The organism is Diaphorobacter limosus (genome assembly GCF_033100095.1).
GTDB classification, from domain to species: Bacteria; Pseudomonadota; Gammaproteobacteria; order Burkholderiales; family Burkholderiaceae_C; genus Alicycliphilus; species Alicycliphilus limosus.
This window is the reverse complement of record NZ_CP136921.1, coordinates 1,299,871-1,320,429: the sequence shown is the minus strand read 5'-3', so window position 1 is coordinate 1,320,429 and position 20,559 is coordinate 1,299,871. Positions and strand designations below refer to the sequence as shown.

Here is a 20,559-nt window from a genome sequence, read left to right as displayed (position 1 = left end):
GCTTACGGTGTGGCGGTGCGCCAGAGGTTGTTCACGCCGTCGCCGGTCTTGTCGCCTGGCTTCATGTCCTTGCTCCAGTAGTACAGCGGCTTGCCCTTGTAGGCCACCTGCTTGGTGCCATCGTCGCGCGTGACCAGGCTGTAGCCCTCGCCGCCGGGCGCCGCCGTGGCGGTGAGCGGTGGCCAGTTGGTGGCACAGGCGCCGTTGCAGACCGACTTGCCGCTGTCGGCCATGTCCTTGTCGAAGGTGTAGAGCGTCATGCCGTTGGCGCCGACCAGGGCGCCGCCCTGGGTCATCACCTGGGCATGGGGCATGGAATAGCAGCCGGCCAGGGCCAGCACGGCGAGCAGGGAGTTGAGTTTGGTCATGAGGTTCTCCGTCGTGGTGCCGACCGGGTGAGATTGCGGCCGGACGCAGGGATGAACACCATGGCAGGGGCATTTATTCCACGCCCTGTCGAAAAAACCGGTCAGCGGTGGCGGCTCTTCATGGCGCGTTCGACCTCGCGCTTGCCTTCGCGATCCTTGATGGTGTCGCGCTTGTCGTGCTCGGCCTTGCCCTTGGCCAGGGCGATGTCGCACTTGGCGCGGCCGTCCTTCCAGTGCAGGTTCAGCGGCACCAGGGTGTAGCCCTTTTGCTCCACCTTGCCAATCAGGCGGCGGATCTCTTCCTTGTGCAGCAGCAGCTTCTTGATGCGCGTGGCGTCGGGGTTGACGTGGGTGGAGGCGGTTTTCAGGGGGTTGATCTGGCAGCCGATCAAAAACAGCTCGCCGTCCTTGATGACCACGTAGCCATCGGTCAGCTGCACCTTGCCCTCGCGCAGCGCCTTGACCTCCCAGCCATGCAGAACCATGCCGGCCTCGTGGCGTTCCTCGAAGAAGTAGTTGTATGCCGCCTTCTTGTTGTCGGCGATGCGTGACGATGTATCGGGTTTCTTGGCCATGTTATTCAGGTGCGGCGCAAACCGGGAGTTCCAAGGCCTCCCTACAATCGTTGTCGTCTCGCGCCCCCATTCTAGGCGCCCGCCTCCATGAAAACAGTCAACAAATCCGTCCTCATCTGGTACAGCCCCGAAGAAATGTTCGCCCTGGTGACGGACGTTGCCAGCTACCCGGAGTTCTTGCCCTGGTGCGACCACAGCACTGTCCTGGAGCAAGACGCCCATGGAATGAAGGCCGAGGTCGGCATCTCCCTGGGCGGCCTGCGCAAGTCCTTCGTCACGCGCAATACCCACGAGCAGGGCCGGCGCGTGAAGATGGAGCTGGTCGAAGGCCCGTTCTCCAAGCTTGATGGCGATTGGCATTTCCACCCCGTGGGCGACGGCACGCAGCGTGCCTGCAAGGTGGAGCTGCAATTGCATTACGGCTTTGACAGCCGCACGCTGGCAGCCCTGGTCGGCCCGGTTTTCGACCGCATTGCCGCCACCTTCGTGGACGCCTTCATCAAGCGCGCCGAGGATGTCTATGGCTGAGGGCGGCGCGGCAAGCCTGCGTATCACCGTGGCCGCATCGCTGCGGCCCGGCGAGGTGCAGGAGTGGCAGCTGCAATTGGCGCAGGGCGCCACCGTGGCTGACGCGCTGCGGGCCTGCGGGCTCATGCCGCAGGCCGATCGGCTGGCCTGCGGCATCTGGGGCAGGCCAGCCAAAGCGCACGAGGTGTTGCGTGATGGCGACCGGTTGGAATGCTGCCGTCCGCTGACGGTGGACCCGAAACTGGCAAGGCGCCAGCGCTTCAAGGCCCAGGGCGCGCGTGTTGCGGGCCTGTTTGCCAAGCGCCGGCCTGGCTCCAAGGCGGGTTATTGAGGTGCCGATGGCCGGCACCAGGCGGCGTTACTGGCAGTCCGCGGCGATGATGTCGTCGGCCCGGCGCAGCTCGGCCTCGCGCGTGGCATCGTCCATGTAGCTGCGCTCGCCCTTGGCATTGGTATGGGCCACCAATCGACCAGGGGCCAGCTGAACCTTGTTGAGCCTGGCGCGTGCGCAATTGTCGGCGCGGGCCTTGGCCACGCGCTCTTGTTCGGCCTTTTTCTTGGCGGCCTCGGCGGCCTCGGCCTTGGCCTTGTTTTCTTCCAGCTGCTTGTCCTTGCCTTGGCCGGGGGTGGCCTGGGCCGTGACGGGCGTATCCGCGTTGGCCTCTGCGCCTACGGGCGGGGCCGCAGGGCGAGGCCGGCTGCTGATGTGGGGCTGCTTGAGGATGTTCTTCTCCGGCACCTCGGACGGTGGTGGCCGGTCGCTGAACACCTTGCGCCCGTCCTTGTCCAGCCACTGCCATTGCGCGAACGCGCCCGTGGCCCAGGTGCATGCCAATGCCAGCAGAAGAAGCTTGTGCGGTTTCATGCAAGCGAGTGTAACGGCGAGACCTTTCTGGCGGCCAACAAGGCCACGGCATGTCGTTTTTTCGACAGCGGCAGTCACGGGTACAATCGTTTTTTTGGAGCTTTCACATGCGCCTTCTCGGAAAAGCGCTCACCTTCGACGATGTGTTGTTGGTGCCAGCGTACTCCCAGGTCCTGCCCAAGGACACCTCCCTCGCCACGCGCTTCACGCGCAACATCACCCTGAACCTGCCACTCGTGTCCGCCGCCATGGACACCGTGACCGAGGCGCGCCTGGCGATTGCCATCGCGCAAGAGGGCGGTATCGGCGTCATCCACAAGAACATGACGGCCGAGCAGCAGGCCGCCGAGGTCTCCAAGGTCAAGCGCCACGAGTCTGGCGTGGTGCATGACCCGGTGGTCATCACCCCCGAGCACACGGTGCTTCAGGTGCTGGAGCTGTCGGAAAACCTGGGCATCTCGGGTTTTCCGGTGTGCGACGGCGGCAAGGTGATTGGCATCGTCACCAGCCGCGACGTGCGCTTTGAGACGCGTTACGACGTCAAGGTCAGCCAGATCATGACGCCGCGCGAGAAGCTGATCACGGTCAACGAGCGTGACCACACCAGCCCGGCCCAGGCCAAGGCACTTTTAAACAAGCACAAGCTGGAGCGTCTCTTGGTGGTGAACGACGCCTTTGAATTGAAGGGCCTGATCACCGTCAAGGACATCAACAAGCAGACCACCTTCCCCAACGCCGCGCGCGACAGCGAGGGGCGCCTGCGCGTGGCCGCGGCCGTGGGTGTGGGTGCGGGCACCGAGGAACGCGTCGCCGCCCTGGTCAAGGCCGGGGTCGATGCCATCGTCGTGGACACCGCGCACGGCCACAGCAAGGGCGTGATCGATCGCGTGCGCTGGGTCAAGCAGAACTACCCGCAGGTGGACGTGATCGGCGGCAACATCGCCACCGGCGCGGCTGCGCTGGCGCTGGTCGAAGCCGGTGCCGACGCCGTCAAGGTCGGCATCGGCCCGGGCTCGATCTGCACCACGCGCATCGTCGCCGGTGTGGGCGTGCCGCAGATCATGGCCATCGACAGCGTGGCCCAGGCGCTCAAGGGCACGGGCGTGCCCTTGATTGCCGACGGCGGTATCCGCTTCTCGGGCGACATCGCCAAGGCCATCGCCGCAGGCGCGTCGACCATCATGATGGGCGGCATGTTTGCCGGCACCGAGGAAGCGCCGGGCGAGGTCATCCTCTACCAGGGCCGCAGCTACAAGAGCTACCGCGGCATGGGCTCCATCGGCGCCATGCAGCAGGGCAGCGCGGATCGCTACTTCCAGGAAGCGACCACCGGCAACCCCAACGCCGACAAGCTGGTGCCCGAGGGCATCGAAGGCCGCGTGCCCTACAAGGGCAGCATGGTCAGCATCGTCTTCCAGATGGCTGGTGGCGTGCGCGCCGCCATGGGCTACTGCGGCTGCGCCACGATCGCCGAGATGAACGACAAGGCCGAGTTCGTCGAGATCACCGCCGCCGGCATCCGTGAATCGCATGTGCACGACGTGCAAATCACCAAGGAAGCGCCCAACTACCGCGCCGACTAAGCCACCAATCACTATTATTTTGAGAGCCTCTAACGCTTGACTGGCAAGCGCTAGAGGCTGATTTCTTTATAAATCACCATGGCACACGACAAGATCCTCATCCTCGACTTCGGCTCCCAGGTCACCCAGCTCATCGCGCGCCGCGTGCGCGAGGCGCATGTGTACTGCGAGGTGCACCCCTGCGACGTGAGCAGCGACTGGGTGCGCGAATTTGCCGCCGACGGCAGGCTCAAGGGCGTGATCCTGTCGGGCAGTCACGCCAGCGTCTACGAAGTGGACGACAAGGCGCCGGACGCCGTGTTCGAGCTGGGCATCCCGGTGCTGGGCATCTGCTACGGCATGCAGACCATGGCCAACCAGCTGGGCGGCAAGGTTGAAGGCAGCAACAGCCGCGAGTTTGGCTACGCCGAGGTGCGCGCTCACGGCCACACCGCGCTGCTCAAAGGCATCGAGGACTTCGCCACCGCCGAAGGCCACGGCATGCTCAAGGTGTGGATGAGCCACGGCGACAAGGTCACGGCGCTGCCGCCGGGCTTCAAGCTCATGGCCAGCACGCCCAGCTGCCCCATCGCCGGCATGGCCGACGAGGCGCGGGGCTATTACGCCGTGCAGTTCCACCCCGAGGTCACGCACACCGTGCAGGGCATGGCGCTGCTCTCGCGCTTCGTGCGGGACATCTGCGGCGCGCAGGCCGACTGGGTGATGAAGGATCACATCGAAGAAGCGGTTGCCAAGATCCGCGAGCAGGTGGGCGACGAGGAAGTGATTCTTGGCCTGTCCGGCGGCGTCGATTCCAGCGTGGCCGCAGCGCTCATCCACCGCGCCATCGGCGACCAGCTGACCTGCGTGTTCGTTGACCACGGCCTGCTGCGCCTTCATGAAGGCGACATGGTCATGGACATGTTCCAGGGCAAGTTGCACGCCAAGGTGATCCGTGTGGACGCCAGCGACCTGTTCCTGGGCAAGCTCGCCGGCGTGAGCGAGCCCGAGCAAAAGCGCAAGATCATTGGCGGCCTGTTCGTGGACGTGTTCAAGGCCGAGGCGGCCAAGCTGAAAGCCGCCAATGCCGGCCACAAGGGCGCCACCTTCCTGGCCCAGGGCACCATCTACCCCGACGTGATCGAGTCGGGCGGCGCCAAGAGCAAAAAAGCCGTCACCATCAAGAGCCACCACAACGTCGGCGGCCTGCCCGAGCAGTTGGGCTTGAAGCTGCTGGAGCCGCTGCGCGACCTGTTCAAGGACGAGGTGCGCGAGCTGGGCGTGGCCCTGGGCCTGCCGCGCGAGATGGTCTATCGCCACCCCTTCCCCGGCCCGGGCCTGGGCGTGCGCATCCTGGGCGAGGTCAAGAAAGACTACGCGGATCTCTTGCGCCGCGCTGACGCCATCTTCATCGAAGAGCTGCGCGCGGCCATCGACCCGGCCACGGGCAAGACCTGGTACGACCTCACATCCCAAGCCTTCACCGTCTTCCTGCCCGTGAAAAGCGTGGGCGTGATGGGCGACGGCCGCACCTACGACTACGTGGTGGCGCTGCGCGCCGTGCAAACCAGCGACTTCATGACCGCCGACTGGGCCGAGCTGCCCTACAGCCTGCTGAAAAAGGTGTCCGGCCGCATCATCAACGAGGTGCGCGGAATCAATCGCGTGACCTACGACGTGAGCAGCAAGCCGCCGGCGACGATTGAGTGGGAGTGAACACCATGCCTCAGGACATTCAACGCATTGGCGTGGCGGCCCGTTATAGCGAGGCAGCGGTTTGCAACGGCATCGTCTATCTCGCGGGCATGGTGCCGGAGCGGGGCGATACCGACATTCGCGGCCAGACCGAGGACGTGCTGGCCCAGGTGGAGCAGCGCCTGAAGGAAGCCGGCAGCGACAAGTCGCGCATTCTGAGGGCGCAGATTTACCTGATCGATATCCGCGAGATCGGTCTCATGAACGAGGTATGGGATGCGTGGGTCGTCCCCGGTGCGGCGCCGCCCCGGGCCACGGTGCAGGCGGCGTTGGCCGACCCGGTCTACAGCATCGAGATCGTGGTCACGGCGGCGCAGGCCTGACGCATCCGGTGCACTGGCTCACACGCGTCGGCTGAATGCGGTCAGCGTGAAGGGCGCCCAGAAGAAGGCCTCTCGCGGGTGCGAGGCGTTGGCAAGGTAGGCGTGCAGGGCGTCGCGCAGCGCGACATCGGCTTCGGCGCCGCGTGCGTATGCGCGGTGAAACTCACTGACGATGGTGCGTGCCGCGTTGTCCTGCGCACTCCAAAGCGCCCCGAGCAGCTGATGCACACCTGCTTCGCAGAGGGTGGCCGGCAGACCAAACAGATCATCACCCGGCAGACTGTCCAGGCCACGGCCAGCGATGGCGCGCTGTGCGGAATGGCAGGTCGCCAGCACCACGAGCTCGGCGGGCAGGTGCAGGCCCGTCAGCTCCCAGCCGCTCACCGCAGCATCGCGCAGATGCAGCGCGCAATCGAGCGGGTCGTCGGCCGCAGCGCCAGTCAGCACGCTGCTGCCGTGCGTCGCCAGGTGCAGGCAGCGCAGCGATGGCAGTGCCTGTGCCAGGAACTGCGCCTTGGTGGCGCCTGTCAGCGCACGGCCATTGGGCCCGTGCAGCGCGGCCACCGTCAGTGCCTCTTGCTCGGCCTCGGGCAGTTCCGGCAGGGCCGGATCGTCGAACTGTCTTACGCCGACCAACAGCACCGCCTCTTGGCCGTCGCCGCGCCAGGGCACGAAGAGGCTTGAAAGACTGGGCGTGTAGCGAATGGCGTATGTGGCGCCAAGGGGGCTGCCGTCGTGCAACACCGCGTGGAAGGCAAACAGGTGCAACTGGCGATGCGGGCACAGGATCAACCGGGTCTTGCCATCGAGGAGGTCGCGCGCCGCCTGCGGCAGCAGTACCGGGCCGATCTCGGCGATCAGCGCGTCCATGGCTGGTATCAGCGTGCCGTAGCGTGGCTGCGCCTCGGCCAGTGCGTGGATGCAGGCCAGATAGTCCGCCAGGCGGGCCTGCTGGTTGGCATCGAGCTTGACGACCATGTGGCGCGTGCGATCGGCTGTGAGCGCAAGCACGATGAGCGTCGCCGTTCCCAGCCAGAACCAGGTGATGGCTGCCTCTTGCGGCGTCAACACCGCTTGCAGAGCTGCAACGCTGATTGGCGGCATGACCTGGCCATCACCCGCGCGCCTGATGGCGCGTGCGCTGAACAGCCAGCGCCGCCGCTCGCGCAGGCTGCGTTCCTGATCCGATTCGGGCGTGGCGGCCAGCAGTCCGGCATTGCAGGCGCGCAGCTCGGCATCCAGGTCGCCGTTTTCGCTGGGGGTGCTCGGCGCAAGGCGGCTGCGCAGTGCCGCGCGCGCCTTCAATAGCTCGCTGATCTCCAGCAGCAAATCCAGCCGCTGCGTGCGGTATGCGGCGGCGGCGACGGCCTCATACAGCTCGGTGCGCGTGGCGAGGAAGGCGCTTTGCTGGTAGGGGCTGCTGACCCGCAGGCGTTCGCCCTCCAGATCGCGGATCACCGGCTCGCACAGCGCGATGATGGCCGCGCTGTCCTGCGTGGCCATGAATGCGCGTGCCTGGTAGCTGATGGCGGTGAGGTAGAGCTCGCGCTCGAAGCCCGTGGCAAATGCCGAAAGTGCGGGCTTTGCGCCAGCCAGCAGGCAGTCCAGCGCCTGCTGCGACGCTTCTGCCGCCTCGGCCGGGCGTTGCAGCGCAAGCAGCACATAGGCTTCTTCCAGCCAGGCCCGCACCACATGGATGCGCGCCCCGGCCTGCTGGGCACTGGCGCGCAGCGCGCGCGCCTCGTCGACCTGCGCCGGGTCGGCACGTTCGTTGCAGGCGCTGCGCAGCTCGGCCAAGGAATCATCGAGCATGTCCAGCGTGACCATGCCCTGCGGCAATGGGGCGGCCGGGTGCCGTTCGGGCAAAGGCTGGGTTTGTGGTGGGCACCACAGGGCAAAGCGCTGCGCGGTGGCTTGTTCGGCCGCGTCGGCCTGGTTGAGCAGTTCGCCCGCCCAGGGGGATATGCGGCGCAGCACGAGTTCGGCATGTTCGCTGGCGGCGGGGTCGTCCTGCATGCGCTGGCTGGCCCGGGCCCCGAGGATGGCGGCCCAGTGCTGGGCGATCTCGCACAGCTGGGCGATGAGAGCGCTGCCGGTGCAGGTGGGGCAAGCGCTGTCCACCCATTGCTGCGCAGCCTTGTCGAAATCGCTTTCCGGATCCGGGTAACCCGCCTCGGCCAGCACCAGCGCGGCCTGCTCGGCCAGGCGAGCGGCCTCGAAGCGGTCGCCCGTGGCAAGCGTCTCGCGTACCAGCCGGCACAGCGCCCGGGCGCGCCCAAGTGGGTCGCGGCGCAGGAGCAGGGCGGACAGCTCGCGCCCGGCCGCCGTGTCGAAGTCGCCCGTGCGCCGCGCGGCCAGGTCGCGCAGGCGTTCTCGGCAGTCTTCGGCCGCCTGTGTGTCGGCGGCCTGGGTGTAATGCGCCACGGCGTGCTCGTAGGCCTGACGGCCTGCGCCCTGCTGGCCAAGCTCCAGCGCCGCGCGCCCGGCGGCCCACCAGGCGAGGCCCAGCCACCAGGCCTGTTCGCGCGCGATGTCGCCCTGCGCCTGGGAGCCTGCGGCGTCAAGGACGGCAATGGCTGCCTGCAGCCGCGCCAGCCCTTGCGGCGTGGCGCGGGCGACGTCACAGGCGTGCATGGCCTCGGTCAAGGCGGGTGTGCGGCCGAGCAGCGCCTCGCGCTGCCCGTCCGACGACGCGGGCGGCAGTACCGCATCAGGAAAGCGCTCGGTCACCAGCCGGTCGATGGCCAGCGTGGCATTCAGGTGGCGCGACAGTTCAAGCTCGGCAGCGCTGGCCTGCCCCGTTGCCACGGAGTCGGACAGGGCGGCACGCGGCGCGTTGTCGTTGGGGTGAATACCTGCCTCATGCATCAGCCGGTGCCGCACGAAGGGCAGGGCCTGCAGCTGCCAGCGGGCGGCAACATCGCTGTGGATGGTGTCTTCGATCCGGCGCGCGCAGTCTTCTGCAGGCAGCTCCAGCCAGGCCCACGCGCGTTCACAGGCCGAGAGGATCTCGCCCTGCATCGTGCCCGAGACCATGGCTCCGTGAAATCGGCTCCAGTCCGGCGCCGTTGCTTGCTGGTCTGTCATGCGTATCTCGTTTGGTGGAGGGCAGCTTCAGGCCAGCAGTGGCACGGTGATGCCGGCCGCGCCCGGCGCGGGATAGCGCGTGGCGTAGGCCGCGTTGGCAGCTTGCGAGCCGGCTTCCCAGCGCTCGTTGAAGGCGCTGCGGTAGTTGAACCACAGCGTGGGCTTGCGGCGCGCGCCGTGGATCACGGCCTGGACCGCCTGCGCGTCCGGGTGCTTGAACTTGTCGCCGTTGCTGCTGAACAGGAAATGCTCGGCGTCCACCAGCTGCATGAATTCCGGCGTCAGGTTGTTGCGGCTGCCGTGGTGGGCCAGCTTCACGGCGTCCACGCGCAGCGCATCCTGGCCCGGCGCAAGCAGACGGCGGATGGAGGCGCACACGGTCTTCATGTGCGCGTCGGCCAGGAACAGGCAGGACTTGCCCGCGTATTCGGCCAGGAAGGCAATGCTGCTGCCGTTGGCTGCTGATGCGTCCGCACCCTTGAGCTGGGCGCGCAACTGGGCCGTCAAATCCTCAGGCCCCAGGGTCAGCTCGGCGCCGGGGTGAAATTTGGCTTCATCGACCAATTGCGCCCAGGCGGCGTCCAGATCCCCCGGGTCCAGCTCCCACTGCGCCACATCCTTGCGCCAGCGCTTTCCCATGGCGGTCAGCTTGGCCTTGTCGGGCGACAGCAGCGTGAGCACCATGCCGTCCTTGTCCGGCAGGGCAATGCGTGGCAGTGGCCCCTTGCCCGGCACGACCACGGCATTGCGACCAAAGGCCCGGTTCCACTCGTCAAAGGCACGCCGGTGGATGAGGGCGCTGAGGAACTCACCCTCGCGCCCGCCCAAATCCTTTTGCGCCTCGATCTGCCGGTAGCCGTTGAACCAGATGTCCATGGGCTCCAGCGGCCACTTGGCACGCGGCAGTGCCAGCAGGCGGATGATGCCCTCGATATGGTCAGTGTCCACATGCGTGATCACCAGCAGCTCGATACGCTGGTCACCCGCGGGGAGCTTGCCGATGCGCGCCGCAAAGTCCGGCCAGGCGTGCAGCGGGCCGCCGTCGATCAGGATGCGGCGCGTGCGGCGCTCGTCGCCGTACTCGATCCACAGCGCGTCGCCGTGCCTGGCTGGCAGCATCTCTACCGTGAAGAATGGCTGGGTCATGGTCATCCTCCTGCAACTTCACGCACCAGCCGCCAGTCAGCATCGCCATAGGCGACCACGCACAGCGGCATGAGCAGGTCTTCAAGCAGTGCCCGGCGCTTGAGCGTGCGCATGGCCTCGCCCAGGCGTTGCGGCGGCGCGCCGTCGGGCAGCAGCTCCTGCGCCAACAGCACTCCCACGCGGGCCGCATGCTCGCCAAACACGGTGGCGATGGTGCCTATCACTACGGCGGCGCCGCGATCGCGGAACACCGCCACATGCTCGGCGTATTCGTTGGCGGTGCCGGCGGTGTCGCAGCCTAGCAGGGCGACCAGCGGGCGTGCGTCGTCCTTGGCCGGGTGCACATGCGCCGGCTTGACCTGGATGGTGCCTATGGTGGTGCCGCCTATCTCCAGCGTGACGTTGGCGCCGGTGCCGTCGGTGTGCGGCAGTGCCAGCAGGAAATGCGGCCTGGCCTGGCCGACCATGGTGGCCCAGTCGGACCAGTTGGTTGCCTGCATGGGCGCCAGGCCCAGCTTTTGTGTGAGTGCCGCCGTCACGGTGTTCTGCGCCGCATTGGGTACCTTCTGGCTGCTGGCAAACAAGGCCGTGCCGCCCAGGGGTAGGTCCGTCGTATCCCGCCCCGGCTCCGACTGCAGGAAAAGCTCCCGTCCCGGGGCCGCGAGTTCGGGGCTGACCTGGTGGCGTTCTATGACCTTGCGCAGGCCCCAGAACCCCAGGGGGCAGACCCGCCTGGGGTCGCCACCATTGCATCCTTGCGCACAGTTGCCGTGCTCCAGCGCATCGCGCCACTGCGGGCAGATGGCTGCATCGTCGTCCGGCACCTCATGGTCGTAGATGAACTCGAAGGGCACGATGGCATCGCTGCGCGTGCTGACGATCTGGATATATTCCTGCTCGGCCACATCGGGCCGGTTGCCGGGGCGCTGAATCTGGTTGCTTACCAGGTACAGCTGCAGCCAGGCGCCTTTCTTGGCCAGATCCACGAACAGTGCGCGCCCCTTCTCGCCAGAGAGCCCGTCGGTGTAGTCGGCCACCGACTTGGCCACCTTGGAGAGCGCGGTGTTGATGTCCTGCGTGACCGCCAGGCTCTTGGTGACATCGGAAATCCACGCGTGATTGGCCGAAAGGGCGACCGCACGCGGCTCGCCCGCACTCGTGTGGTTGGTGACAAACGCCAGGTCGAACTGGCGCCGGCCCTCCAGGTCGCCCAGGCGATGGCGCACCGGCACGATGTCAGCGAGCACCGGCATGGCCTTGGCATCCGCGGGTGCGCCGTCGGCGATGACGCCGCCACGCAGCGCGGCGGTCTGCAGCACGCGCCCGCGGTGCAGCACGCTGATCCGGCCGTCGAAGGGGCCGGCGCTGCGGGGTGTGAAGCGAAATTCACATTCGGTGCTGGCACCATCGATTGGCAGGGTGATGGTCTTGCGCAAGGGTTCATCCAGTTGCCTGGCTTCGGTCAGCCAGACGGTGAGCCGCCATTGCTGGTAGCCCGGCGGCAGCGCCTCTGCCGGAAACTCCGCCGGGGTGGACTGCCATTTGCCCTGGGGCGGGCCTATGCGCACGCGCACCAGCGCGGGTGCGCCGGCGACAAAGCCGCCGGCCGCCGCGGCATATCGGCCGCGCCGGCGCACAAAGGACTGCTGCTGCAGGTAGCGCGCGGCGCGGTGCGTCTCGGCCTTGGTCGTGGTGCGTGCATTCGCCAGCGCGTCGCCCAGGGTCGCAAGCTCGGAGGCGCCATGGGATTCGCCAAGGTAGTCCAGCTGACTGGTGTCTAGTTGCACCGTGTCCACGTCCTCATAGCCCTCCGGCATGGCCTTGGAGGCACCGGCAAAACCGCCCGCGCGCGTTGTGACAGGCGCAATGCGTTTTACCCAATGCGCGCTCAAATCCTTAACCTTGATGGCGGTGCCGGCGGGCAGCGCCTGCGCACGCGCCACCAGCGTGTCGGCCAGCGCATGCAGATGCAGGCCGGCAACAGCATCGGTGAGCCAGCCGCTCGCCTCGCCTACGGGTTCGCGCTGGGCGGCGGCATGCAGAGCCTGATCCAGCGGCAGGTCGTGCGAGAACTCATTGATGAAGGCATTCAGCGCCAACCCGCTGGCGCGGGCATCGGCGGGCTGCGTCCACAGCAGGACGCCGCTGGCATTGGTCTTCTGCGCAATGGCGCGGATTTGTTTTAGCACTGCTGCGCCACCCGCGTCGCTGGCGGAGGCGACCAGTACCAGGTTGGCCTTGCAATGAAACGGCTGCGCCGCAAGGGCGGAGAGCAGCGTAGCCAAGGTGCCGCTGTGTACCAGCACATCGCAGTTGGCGTTGTCGCGGTCTATGCCGACGCGCTGGGTCAGTCGATCGCTGGGCCATTGCTCCCGCGCGGCGGCGATTACGGCCTCGCCCTCGGCAGACACGGCGCCCAGGCGCAGCGGCCAGGCCAGCACCAGCTGGGGGTTGGGTGCCTGCCAGGCCATGGAGACGGCGGCAACCTTGGGGCGGGCCTCGGACAGCAGGCGCAGCCAGGGCAGGTATGGCTCGTCTTCCGGCGCGTTGGTCACGCGCAGGCGGGGTGCTGGCGCCTGGCCTGCTGCTGCACCCCAGGCCTGGGCCCAGGCCGCCGGGGCGATGCGGCTCAGGGGCAGGCGGCCATCGGCATCCACGCAGTCGTCAGGATCAGGGAAGCGCCAGTTCACACCTTGGTCCTGTTCGGCGGCAACCGATAGCGCACCGGTCAGCGCGTCGCGCGCAATCGCCAGCCCATCGTCCGGCGTGGCGGCGGCGGCCCGCGCCCGCGCCAAGTCACCCTTGGCGGCAGGCGGTTTGCGGGCGGCGCCAGCGGCAATGCCCAGTGCCAGCCAGGCCGCGGCAAAGTCGGCGTCGGACAGGTTCATGCCCCAGCGGATCCAGAAATCGAACTTCATGGTCGGTCTCCAGTGGTGGATCGGGTGCCCCGCGTGCCGGGGGAGTCATGCGCCTATCAGCTCGGGCGCGTAGCGGCGGATGCGTGCCTCCACCAGCGCGCCGCCATGGCGCGTCAGTACGTCCATCTCCTCGCGGCCCAGCCGCGTCAGGTTGGTCTTGATGGAGGAGGCGAATGCCGCATCGCCGGCCTGCGCCTCGCCCTCGCGGCTGTCTATCGAAAACCATAGCGGCTGCGGGCCTTTCAGCGCCGCGTGCCGGTGTTGCAGCCGGTCAAACTCCAGGCCACGGATCTGCTCCATCATGATGTCCAGCGCCGCCTTCAAGACGATGGCGCCGGACTCGGTGGGGCGCTCGTCCAGGGCAAAGGGCTTGCCGCCGTCGCTGACGATGACGTAGTCGAGCGCATTGCGTGCGCGCACCAGGGGGTTGATGCCCATGTTGTCGTACACGCCGCCGTCGGTGAGCGTGACGTACTCCACGCTGCTGGCGTGCGCATAGCTGCTGGCATCCAGGCGCAGCGGCGGAAACACCGGCGGAAACGCCGACGACGCCGCCACCGCCCGGCACACCGGAAAGCCGGGCGCGGCCACCACGCCCAGTTCATGCTCGCCCATCTCGGCCGGTTTGCCGCCGCCGGTGACAAAGAAGAACAGGTTGCCGGTGGCCAGGTTGGTGGCGTTGACGTACAGGCGCGGCCCGCCGCCCAGTCCATCCAGGGTTGCGCCGTCAAAGAGGTCGCGGTCGTAGCTTGCGGCCAGCTTGTCCAGGCGATCCTCGAATGGGTCGAGCACGCCGCCGATCACCGACGACACGGCGATAGATCGGGTGCGCAGGTAGCGATCGAGGATGTCCAGCCGGGCCGGGTCGGCCCAGTGCTTGACCACGGTGGCGCCGGCAATGCTGCCGCCGGAGACGCAGGTGAACAGGTCGACATGCTCCAGAATGCCCAGCGCCGCCAGCCTGCGCATGACCCCCAAGTGAAACGCCGCGGCGCGAAAACCGCCGCCCGACAATGCCAGGCCAATGCGCCTGGCGGTACCGCCAATCGTCAAAGCCATGCCAGCCTCCTTGGCCGCGCCGGGCAGCCGGTTGGTTGCGCCGCGACGCTTGAATCATCATAGTTCTGTCGCCTGCGTGACGCCAGACGCACGACCGCGCGCGATGGGCTGGGCCATGCCTTTATTGGGTATCGTCGAGTACCAACGATAAGGAGTCTCGAACATGAAATTTTTCTGGCCTACAGGGGTGGTTTGCGTGGTTCTCCTGGCCGGTTGTGCCGGCCAGCAAACCCTGGTGCCCCAGGTACGGCAAGCCGTGGCCGATGGCGGCGCCAAGACCGTGACCGTGGCGCCCGAACCCCTGGCTTGCACACGCACGCAATGCCCGGTGCTGGCCGGCGCCTGGAGCAGTGCCAAGACTGGCCTGGCGGTGCTCACGATCGGCCTGCCGCACCAGTCGGCCGAGGTCACGGGGGCGGACTTCCACTTTGGCAGCAGCCAGGTGGTGCGCGTGCGTTCGCGCTCGCAGGCGCCAGCGCCGACGCAGGGCTTTCCGGCCACGGCTTTTGACGTGCCCATGACCCTGGTGGGCCAGATCGCCTACGCGCCACGCAGCTGGATGCGGGTGTACACGGCCGATGGCCGCAGCGTGGACGAGACCATCAACAGCGGCGAGCAGCGCAGCCGCGTGGTGGACGCCATGCACCATTTCTTCACCACCATCGAGGCCGCCGGCGGCAACACGGGCACGGAGCCGGCCAACCGGGGCGGGTTGTTTGATCGACTTGGGTTTGAGAAGAAATAGGCTACAAGCGCCATTAATAAAGCGCAAACAGCTATTAATTTAATAGTTATTTGCTGGCCTGCCGCGCCGTCCCAGAGGCGGTGATGCGCCCCAGATGCTGCGCCAGCGTGGCGGCCGACAGCTCGCCCGCGCGCACGGCCTGCAGCCGGCCCTGGGCGTCGTAGAACAGCGTGGTCGGCAGGGCCTTGCTGTCCAGATCGCGGCCCAGCTGCGATGCCGTGTCCAGCAGCACATCGGCCGCGGGCAGGCCCTGCTGGCTGGCGTAGCGCAGCGCCGTCTCGGGCGGCTCGCCCTGGTTGATCCAGAGAAAGCGCACCTCGGGGTGCGCACGGCTGGCCTGCAGCAGCACCGGCATCTCGCGCCGGCAGGGTGGGCACCAGCTGGCCCACAGGTTGATCACCACGCTCTGGCCGCGCAGCTCGGGCAGGGCCACGCTGCGTGCGTCCAGCGCCACGCCGCGCCAGTCGGGCAGCTCGGTCGGGCGCTGGGGTGCCATGGCCTGCAGCAGGGCCAGGCCCGCCAGCCAGATGGTGGCAAACACCGCCACGCCGGCCAGTGCCGGCTGGCGCCAGGGGCTGCGCCGCAGCCACAGCAGGCCCACGTAGAGCAGGGCGGCCGCCAGGCCGGCCCAGGGCTGCCAGCCGCCGTCGCGTATGTCCAGCACCGACCAGGGCGCGGCGCCATATTCAGCCCGGTACTGCAGCACAAAGCCCAGGCGCGCGGCCAGCAGGGCTGCCAGCGTCAGGCGCCAGGCATGCGGGCCGGGCGTCAGACCGCTGCGCCTGGCCAACCGTTCGTGTACCCAGTGGCCCAACTGCCAGCCAACCAGCAGGATGATCAGCGCCCAGGGCAGCACCAGGGGGCCGAGCTGCAACACGCTATCCATGGCCCACCTCGGTGGCGGGCGCCAGCGTGGGCAGCTGCAGCCGGGCCAGCAGGCCGGGCTGGGCCGGCGCCAGGTGCAGGCTGCCGCCGGCGCTTTCGGCAATGCGGCGTGCAATGGTCAGGCCCAGGCCGCTGCCCGGGCCGCTGCCGCCCTTGCGCCAAAAGCGTTGCAGCGCCTGCGTGCATTCCTGCTCGGTCAGGCCCGGGCCATGGTCGCGTACGCTGATGTCCACACTGGCGCCCTCGCACAGCCGCAGCGCGATGGTTATCGCCGTGCTGCCCCGGTGGTGGCGCAGGGCGTTGTCCAGCAGGTTGGTGACGGCGCAGGTCAGCAGCGCCGGGGGCAGGGCGATGGCCGCGCCCTGGGTCTCCGGCGTCTCGGCGCTGCTGGCGCTCTCCACGCGCGCCAACTGCAGCAGCTGCATGCCGTCGCCGTCCGGCAGGCCCAGGTCAAGCACGCAGGCGTCGTAGCTGCGCGCCGCCAGATGGGCCTCGGCCTGGGCCACGCTGGCCGCCGTGTCGCTGGCAAAACCATGCAGCTCCAGCCCGGCCCGGATACCGCTGGCCACCAGGGTGTTGTCTTCGACGATCAGGATGTGCATGCGCGATGGCTTGGGCAAAGCCGGTATTCTAGAAACGGCACGTCATACTGTATTGTGCTGCGGCGGGTGGGCAGGAAGTGCCGGCAGCTGGAAGAAGGGGGCGGGCATTGACGGGCGGTATGCACCAGATACCAGCCGTCGGCCTTCAGGCCCTGGGTGATTTCTGCGTCAGGCGCGGCGGTCTCAACTCCGAAGTGCAACACCCCTGGCTGCGCTGATTCAGGCAGATTGAGACCACATGAGCTACCTTGATGGCTCTGGCGCAGCCGGCATTGTGGCCGATTGAAATGAGCGGCTGCGCCTGCAACGACTTGTTGGCCCCCACTCTGGAACCCCGATGAATCACGCTGCCAATCAGTCCCGCATCGCCAGCCGCGCTGCATCGGCCAGAAAGCCGCTGCGCGTTGCACCGTGGCTCTTGGCGTAGGAGTCGATCTTGGCCAGCAGGTTGCGCGGCACGGTGATATTGATTTTCTCGGCCCGCCCATCGAAGCGCGACACATCTACATCCACCGCCGCCCACACGCCATCGGCATAGTCGGGATTGGTGCGGTGTTCGCCAATGGCGCGCGGCACGGGAATATCGCCGCCGTCTTCGGTGACACCCTCCAGATGCAGGTCGATGGCTTCCACCACCGAGGCTAACGCATCATCGAACGTATCGCCTGCCGAAAAGCAACCGGGCAAATCGGGCACGGTGACGCCGTAGCGGACGCCATCGTCGGAATGAAGAACAACCGGAAAGCGCATGGCGTATTACCTCCAACCCGCCTGTTTCTCGATGCTCCTAAGCGTACCGGCGGGAATGTCGCTGTCGGGGTGCTTGACCGTCACCAAGCCGGGCTTGGACGGATGCTTGAACTGGTGATGCGAGCCCTTCACGCGCGCCAGAAACCAGCCTTCTGCTTCCAATCGCTTGATGACTTGCTTGTTGTTTATGGTGGTTACTATACCCACCATTATAAAGCTGTCAACACCATAACCACCAGCTATCTACGCTTGACCCCATCGAGCAACCGGTAATTACGGCTAACGCCGGAAATCAGCGGCCATGGTGACGGGATTTTTCATCTTGGAGGCATATGGGTTTTTGCGAGATTTCAACTTGGCGAGGTCGTATTCAGTCTTCATGTCTAGCCACCTTGTAAAACGTGCTTTCCAGGGCTAAGCGGAATTTCTGCTAGTGCAGCTGCGAACTCCGAAATGGGTTTTATGACGGTGTGAACCATGTCATTAGCTTGAGAGATCTAACTTGCATCTGCGGTCTAAATTGCCGCGCAAAAAAGGCTGCAAGGGGCTTGCAGCCTGACTTGGCAGTCGGAATACTGCACAAAAATACAGCACTCAATTCAGCCATGAAACCCGCTACTCCTTCCCCGGTGTTACGCACTACACGGTTGCTGGATCAAGTCCGTGAGCGAATTCGTTACAAACACGATAGCCTGGGTACCGAGGAAGCCTATGTGCAATGGGTGCGCAAGGTTGTGAAGTGGCATGGTTTGCGGCATCCGCGTGACATGGGGTGGGAGGATGTCGAGGGTTTTCTGGCCATGCTGGCCAATGAGCGGCGGGTGGCGGCGTCCACGCACAACCAGGCGCTGAGTGCATTGCTGGGTGACTCAACACAATTCAAGGCCGGACCGCAGCCCCGGCACCATTTGTTTTTCGCCGTGCTGCCCGATGCCGCGGTGGTGCAGGCGGCCAACGCCCTGGGCCAGTCGCTGATTGCGCGCCACGGCCTCCAGGCCCAGGTGCGCGCCGAGCGTTTGCATGTAACGCTGATGTCGCTGGGCTGGGCGCATGCGCTGTCAGCCGAGCAACTGGCATGGGCGCGCGGCACGGCGGCGCGTGTCTCGGTGGCGCCGTTCACGTTGCGCCTGGATCGCGCCTTGAGCTTTGACCGTCCGGCGCGCGCCAAGCGCCCCTGCGTGCTGTGCGGGCCGGGTGACGCGCATGCCGGGTTTCATGCGCTGCATGTAGCCTTGCACGCGGCGCTGTGGCCCGCCAGGCCGGTACCAGCCGTCATGCCGCACATGACGTTGTGCTACAGCCACCAGGCCGTACCCGCGCAAGCCGTGGCGCCACTGGAATGGACGGTGCGCAGCTTTGCGTTGCTGCACAACCTGCGCGGCTCAAGCGGCCCCTATGAGGTGCTGGGCGAGTGGCCGCTGGATGCCGCAGGCACTGGGCAATAATCGCCCCTGAACAGACTACGGGAAGGTAGCCAACCATGACAGCCATTCGCCTGGCCGCGACCGCCGCGGCAGCCCTGGTGGCCGGCCTGTTTGCCCAGGGCAGCTGGGCCGCCTGCTACATCGTCTATGGGGCAGACAAGCAGATCATCTACCGCTCGCAGCTGCCGCCGGTGGACATGTCGCGCCCGCTGCACGAGACCGTGCCGCGCATTGCGCCCGGGGGCACGCTGGTGTTTTCGCTGGACTCCAACGGCTGCGAGCTGGAGATCCACAACCTGCCCCGCGCGGCCAGCAAGCCAGCACGGCGCGACGCTGGTGAGCGCCGCTGAAAATCACGGCCCCACGCCCGTAGGGAAGGGGCGAGCCTGAGACAATTGCGGGCATGAGTGAGCCCACAGACAACTTTCCCGCACCCCAAGAACCCTCCCGCGACCTGCCGCCCGGCTGGCTCGAAGTCACCTCCATGGACATGGACGCCCAGGGCGTGGCGCGCCGTCCGGACGGCAAGGTGGTGTTCATCGACGGCGCCCTGCCCACCGAGCTGGTCAGCGCCAACACCCACCGCAAGAAGAACAACTGGGAGCAGGCCAGCCTGACCGCCATCCACCGCGAGTCGAGCCAGCGCGTGCGCCCCGGCTGCCCGCATTTCGGCCTGCACGCGGGCGCCTGCGGCGGCTGCAAGATGCAGCACCTCGATGCCAGTGCCCAGGTGGCCATGAAGCAGCGCGTGCTGGAGGACAACCTCTGGCACCTGGCCAAGGTCAAGGCCGAGACGATATTGCGCCCCATCCAGGGCCCGACCTGGGGCTACCGCTACCGCGCGCGCCTGTCGGTGCGCTACGTGGCCAAGAAGGGCGTGGTGCTGGTCGGCTTTCACGAGCGCAAGAGCCGCTATATCGCCGACATGCAGACCTGCAAGATTTTGCCGCCGCATGTGGATGCCATGCTGATGCCGCTGCGCGCCCTGATCGGCAGCATGGCGGCGCGCGACACCTGCCCGCAGATCGAGCTGGCCTGCGGCGACAGTGTCACGGCCCTGGTGCTGCGCCACCTGGAGCCCCTGTGCGACGCCGACAAGGATCAGCTGCGCGCCTTCGCCGCCCAGCACGGCGTGCAATGGTGGCTGCAGCCCAAGGGGCCGGACACCGTGCACCTGCTGGACGAGGGGGGCGAGCAACTGGCCTATGGCCTGCCGGACTTCGGCATCAACATGCCGTTCAGGCCCACGGACTTCACTCAGGTCAATCCGCACATCAACCGCGTGCTGGTGACGCGCGCGCTGCGCCTGCTGGACGCGCAAAAGCATGAGCGCGTGATCGACTGGTTCTGCGGCCTGGGCAATTTCACGCTGCCCATTGCCACGCAGGCGCGCGAGGTGCTGGGCGTGGAGGGCAGTGAGGCACTGGTCGCACGATCGCGTGAAAATTACAAGCTGAATCAGGCGCAAAGGCCGCAGGGGCAAGCTCTGGCAACTACTGATTTTGTAGCGCGCAATCTGTTCGAGATGACGCCGGAGACGCTGATCGCCGACGGCGTGGCCGACAAATGGCTGGTCGATCCGCCGCGCGAGGGTGCCTTTGCCCTGTCCAAGGCCCTGGCCGACATCCACCAGGCGCGCCTGGGCGCCGAGGACGCGCCCGCGCTGCCCGCCGGCCACGAGGGCTGGCAGCCGCCCGGGCGCATCGTCTACGTGAGCTGCAAGCCGGCCACCCTGGCGCGCGACGCCGGCCTGCTGGTGCACCAGGCGGGCTACCGCTGCACGGCGGCGGGGGTGGTCAACATGTTCCCGCACACGGCCCATGTGGAGAGCATGGCGGTGTTCGAGCGGGCCGTTTGACGCGTTTGACGGTGGGCGTTTGTTTGCCTGAGGGTGGCATGCTCAGCACATGCCGCTGCTCAGGCATTTTTTCCTGACTATGTACATGTCGCAGATGCCCCTCACCCCT

Annotated in this window: 20 protein-coding genes; 9 read left to right on the top strand and 11 right to left on the bottom strand. The window is 66.9% G+C overall.

Annotation, left to right across the window (positions count from 1 at the left end; all coding sequences use genetic code 11):
* Positions 1–2: 2 nt before the first annotated feature.
* Positions 3–368, bottom strand: coding sequence for a COG4315 family predicted lipoprotein (locus P4826_RS06400; RefSeq protein ID WP_317703062.1), 366 nt, complete (start codon positions 366–368; stop codon positions 3–5).
* Between the two features lie 101 nt (positions 369–469).
* Positions 470–943 (bottom strand): SsrA-binding protein SmpB, encoded by a 474-nt coding sequence (smpB, locus tag P4826_RS06395; protein ID WP_317703061.1) that lies wholly within the window; start codon positions 941–943, stop codon positions 470–472.
* An 87-nt stretch (positions 944–1,030) separates the two neighbouring features.
* Between smpB and P4826_RS06390 the strand changes: the two genes are divergently transcribed.
* Positions 1,031–1,471 (top strand): type II toxin-antitoxin system RatA family toxin, encoded by a 441-nt coding sequence (locus tag P4826_RS06390; protein ID WP_317703060.1) that lies wholly within the window; start codon positions 1,031–1,033, stop codon positions 1,469–1,471.
* Positions 1,464–1,802: an RnfH family protein gene (locus P4826_RS06385; protein WP_317703059.1), complete on the top strand. Its 339-nt coding sequence runs from the start codon at positions 1,464–1,466 to the stop codon at positions 1,800–1,802. Before P4826_RS06390 ends, P4826_RS06385 begins: the two co-directional genes overlap by 8 nt.
* A 27-nt stretch (positions 1,803–1,829) precedes the next feature.
* Here the strand turns inward: P4826_RS06385 and P4826_RS06380 are convergent, their stop codons facing one another.
* Complete coding sequence (locus P4826_RS06380) at positions 1,830–2,336, bottom strand: DUF4124 domain-containing protein (RefSeq protein ID WP_317703058.1); 507 nt, start codon at positions 2,334–2,336, stop codon at positions 1,830–1,832.
* Between the two features lie 107 nt (positions 2,337–2,443).
* On the opposite strand from P4826_RS06380, the gene guaB reads away from it, so the two are divergent.
* The 3 genes from guaB (at position 2,444) to P4826_RS06365 (ending at position 5,976) form a co-directional block, all read left to right on the top strand.
* A complete protein-coding gene (gene guaB, locus P4826_RS06375) occupies positions 2,444–3,919 on the top strand; it encodes an IMP dehydrogenase (RefSeq protein WP_317703057.1) in 1,476 nt (491 codons plus the stop codon).
* 78 nt (positions 3,920–3,997) lie between these two features.
* Entirely contained in the window at positions 3,998–5,614 is a 1,617-nt protein-coding gene (guaA, locus tag P4826_RS06370) for a glutamine-hydrolyzing GMP synthase (RefSeq protein ID WP_317703056.1), read from the top strand.
* Positions 5,615–5,619: 5 nt separating this feature from the next.
* Positions 5,620–5,976, top strand: coding sequence for a RidA family protein (locus P4826_RS06365; RefSeq protein ID WP_317703055.1), 357 nt, complete (start codon positions 5,620–5,622; stop codon positions 5,974–5,976).
* An 18-nt stretch (positions 5,977–5,994) separates the two neighbouring features.
* Here the strand turns inward: P4826_RS06365 and P4826_RS06360 are convergent, their stop codons facing one another.
* Genes P4826_RS06360 through P4826_RS06345 form a run of 4 tightly spaced genes read right to left on the bottom strand, consistent with a single transcriptional unit; the run spans position 5,995 to position 14,186 of the window.
* A complete protein-coding gene (locus P4826_RS06360; protein WP_317703054.1) occupies positions 5,995–9,063 on the bottom strand; it encodes a CHAT domain-containing protein in 3,069 nt (1,022 codons plus the stop codon).
* A 27-nt stretch (positions 9,064–9,090) separates the two neighbouring features.
* Positions 9,091–10,209, bottom strand: a complete 1,119-nt coding sequence (locus P4826_RS06355; protein WP_317703053.1) for a ComEC/Rec2 family competence protein — start codon at positions 10,207–10,209, stop codon at positions 9,091–9,093.
* Between the two features lie 2 nt (positions 10,210–10,211).
* Positions 10,212–13,127, bottom strand: a complete 2,916-nt coding sequence (locus P4826_RS06350; protein WP_317703052.1) for a hypothetical protein — start codon at positions 13,125–13,127, stop codon at positions 10,212–10,214.
* A gap of 45 nt (positions 13,128–13,172) precedes the next feature.
* On the bottom strand, positions 13,173–14,186 hold the full coding sequence (locus tag P4826_RS06345) for a patatin-like phospholipase family protein (protein WP_317703051.1): 1,014 nt from the start codon (positions 14,184–14,186) through the stop codon (positions 13,173–13,175).
* A gap of 163 nt (positions 14,187–14,349) precedes the next feature.
* Here P4826_RS06345 and P4826_RS06340 point away from each other — a divergent pair, with 163 nt between their 5' ends.
* Positions 14,350–14,931, top strand: coding sequence for a hypothetical protein (locus tag P4826_RS06340; RefSeq protein ID WP_317703050.1), 582 nt, complete (start codon positions 14,350–14,352; stop codon positions 14,929–14,931).
* A gap of 46 nt (positions 14,932–14,977) precedes the next feature.
* On the opposite strand, the gene P4826_RS06335 is transcribed toward P4826_RS06340, so the two are convergent.
* The 4 genes from P4826_RS06335 to P4826_RS06320 all read right to left on the bottom strand — a co-directional run bounded on the left by P4826_RS06335 (position 14,978) and on the right by P4826_RS06320 (position 17,378).
* On the bottom strand, positions 14,978–15,817 hold the full coding sequence (locus P4826_RS06335; protein WP_317703049.1) for a TlpA family protein disulfide reductase: 840 nt from the start codon (positions 15,815–15,817) through the stop codon (positions 14,978–14,980).
* Positions 15,810–16,436: an ATP-binding protein gene (locus tag P4826_RS06330; protein ID WP_317703048.1), complete on the bottom strand. Its 627-nt coding sequence runs from the start codon at positions 16,434–16,436 to the stop codon at positions 15,810–15,812. Before P4826_RS06330 ends, P4826_RS06335 begins: the two co-directional genes overlap by 8 nt.
* A gap of 336 nt (positions 16,437–16,772) precedes the next feature.
* On the bottom strand, positions 16,773–17,168 hold the full coding sequence (locus P4826_RS06325; protein WP_317703047.1) for a type II toxin-antitoxin system HicB family antitoxin: 396 nt from the start codon (positions 17,166–17,168) through the stop codon (positions 16,773–16,775).
* A 6-nt stretch (positions 17,169–17,174) separates the two neighbouring features.
* The gene (locus tag P4826_RS06320; RefSeq protein WP_425605234.1) at positions 17,175–17,378 is read right to left on the bottom strand and encodes a type II toxin-antitoxin system HicA family toxin; all 204 of its coding nucleotides are present in this window, start codon (positions 17,376–17,378) and stop codon (positions 17,175–17,177) included.
* 395 nt (positions 17,379–17,773) lie between these two features.
* Between P4826_RS06320 and P4826_RS19710 the strand changes: the two genes are divergently transcribed.
* Genes P4826_RS19710 through rlmD form a run of 3 tightly spaced genes read left to right on the top strand, consistent with a single transcriptional unit; the run spans position 17,774 to position 20,450 of the window.
* The gene (locus P4826_RS19710; RefSeq protein WP_425605233.1) at positions 17,774–18,613 is read left to right on the top strand and encodes a 2'-5' RNA ligase family protein; all 840 of its coding nucleotides are present in this window, start codon (positions 17,774–17,776) and stop codon (positions 18,611–18,613) included.
* A 35-nt stretch (positions 18,614–18,648) separates the two neighbouring features.
* A complete protein-coding gene (locus P4826_RS06305; RefSeq protein WP_317703046.1) occupies positions 18,649–18,942 on the top strand; it encodes a hypothetical protein in 294 nt (97 codons plus the stop codon).
* Between the two features lie 53 nt (positions 18,943–18,995).
* Positions 18,996–20,450 carry a 23S rRNA (uracil(1939)-C(5))-methyltransferase RlmD gene (rlmD, locus tag P4826_RS06300; protein ID WP_317703045.1) on the top strand — a complete coding sequence of 485 codons (1,455 nt, stop codon included), beginning with the start codon at positions 18,996–18,998 and terminating at the stop codon, positions 20,448–20,450.
* Positions 20,451–20,559: the final 109 nt, after the last annotated feature.

Coding starts and splice junctions, on each gene's coding strand:
- P4826_RS06400 (WP_317703062.1), bottom strand. CDS start 368: ATGACCAAACTCAACTCCCTGCTCGCCGTGCTGGCCCTGGCCGGCTGC.
- smpB (WP_317703061.1), bottom strand. CDS start 943: ATGGCCAAGAAACCCGATACATCGTCACGCATCGCCGACAACAAGAAG.
- P4826_RS06390 (WP_317703060.1), top strand. CDS start 1,031: ATGAAAACAGTCAACAAATCCGTCCTCATCTGGTACAGCCCCGAAGAA.
- P4826_RS06385 (WP_317703059.1), top strand. CDS start 1,464: ATGGCTGAGGGCGGCGCGGCAAGCCTGCGTATCACCGTGGCCGCATCG.
- P4826_RS06380 (WP_317703058.1), bottom strand. CDS start 2,336: ATGAAACCGCACAAGCTTCTTCTGCTGGCATTGGCATGCACCTGGGCC.
- guaB (WP_317703057.1), top strand. CDS start 2,444: ATGCGCCTTCTCGGAAAAGCGCTCACCTTCGACGATGTGTTGTTGGTG.
- guaA (WP_317703056.1), top strand. CDS start 3,998: ATGGCACACGACAAGATCCTCATCCTCGACTTCGGCTCCCAGGTCACC.
- P4826_RS06365 (WP_317703055.1), top strand. CDS start 5,620: ATGCCTCAGGACATTCAACGCATTGGCGTGGCGGCCCGTTATAGCGAG.
- P4826_RS06360 (WP_317703054.1), bottom strand. CDS start 9,063: ATGACAGACCAGCAAGCAACGGCGCCGGACTGGAGCCGATTTCACGGA.
- P4826_RS06355 (WP_317703053.1), bottom strand. CDS start 10,209: ATGACCCAGCCATTCTTCACGGTAGAGATGCTGCCAGCCAGGCACGGC.
- P4826_RS06350 (WP_317703052.1), bottom strand. CDS start 13,127: ATGAAGTTCGATTTCTGGATCCGCTGGGGCATGAACCTGTCCGACGCC.
- P4826_RS06345 (WP_317703051.1), bottom strand. CDS start 14,186: ATGGCTTTGACGATTGGCGGTACCGCCAGGCGCATTGGCCTGGCATTG.
- P4826_RS06340 (WP_317703050.1), top strand. CDS start 14,350: ATGAAATTTTTCTGGCCTACAGGGGTGGTTTGCGTGGTTCTCCTGGCC.
- P4826_RS06335 (WP_317703049.1), bottom strand. CDS start 15,817: ATGGATAGCGTGTTGCAGCTCGGCCCCCTGGTGCTGCCCTGGGCGCTG.
- P4826_RS06325 (WP_317703047.1), bottom strand. CDS start 17,168: ATGCGCTTTCCGGTTGTTCTTCATTCCGACGATGGCGTCCGCTACGGC.
- P4826_RS06320 (WP_425605234.1), bottom strand. CDS start 17,378: ATGGTGGGTATAGTAACCACCATAAACAACAAGCAAGTCATCAAGCGA.
- P4826_RS19710 (WP_425605233.1), top strand. CDS start 17,774: ATGAAACCCGCTACTCCTTCCCCGGTGTTACGCACTACACGGTTGCTG.
- P4826_RS06305 (WP_317703046.1), top strand. CDS start 18,649: ATGACAGCCATTCGCCTGGCCGCGACCGCCGCGGCAGCCCTGGTGGCC.
- rlmD (WP_317703045.1), top strand. CDS start 18,996: ATGAGTGAGCCCACAGACAACTTTCCCGCACCCCAAGAACCCTCCCGC.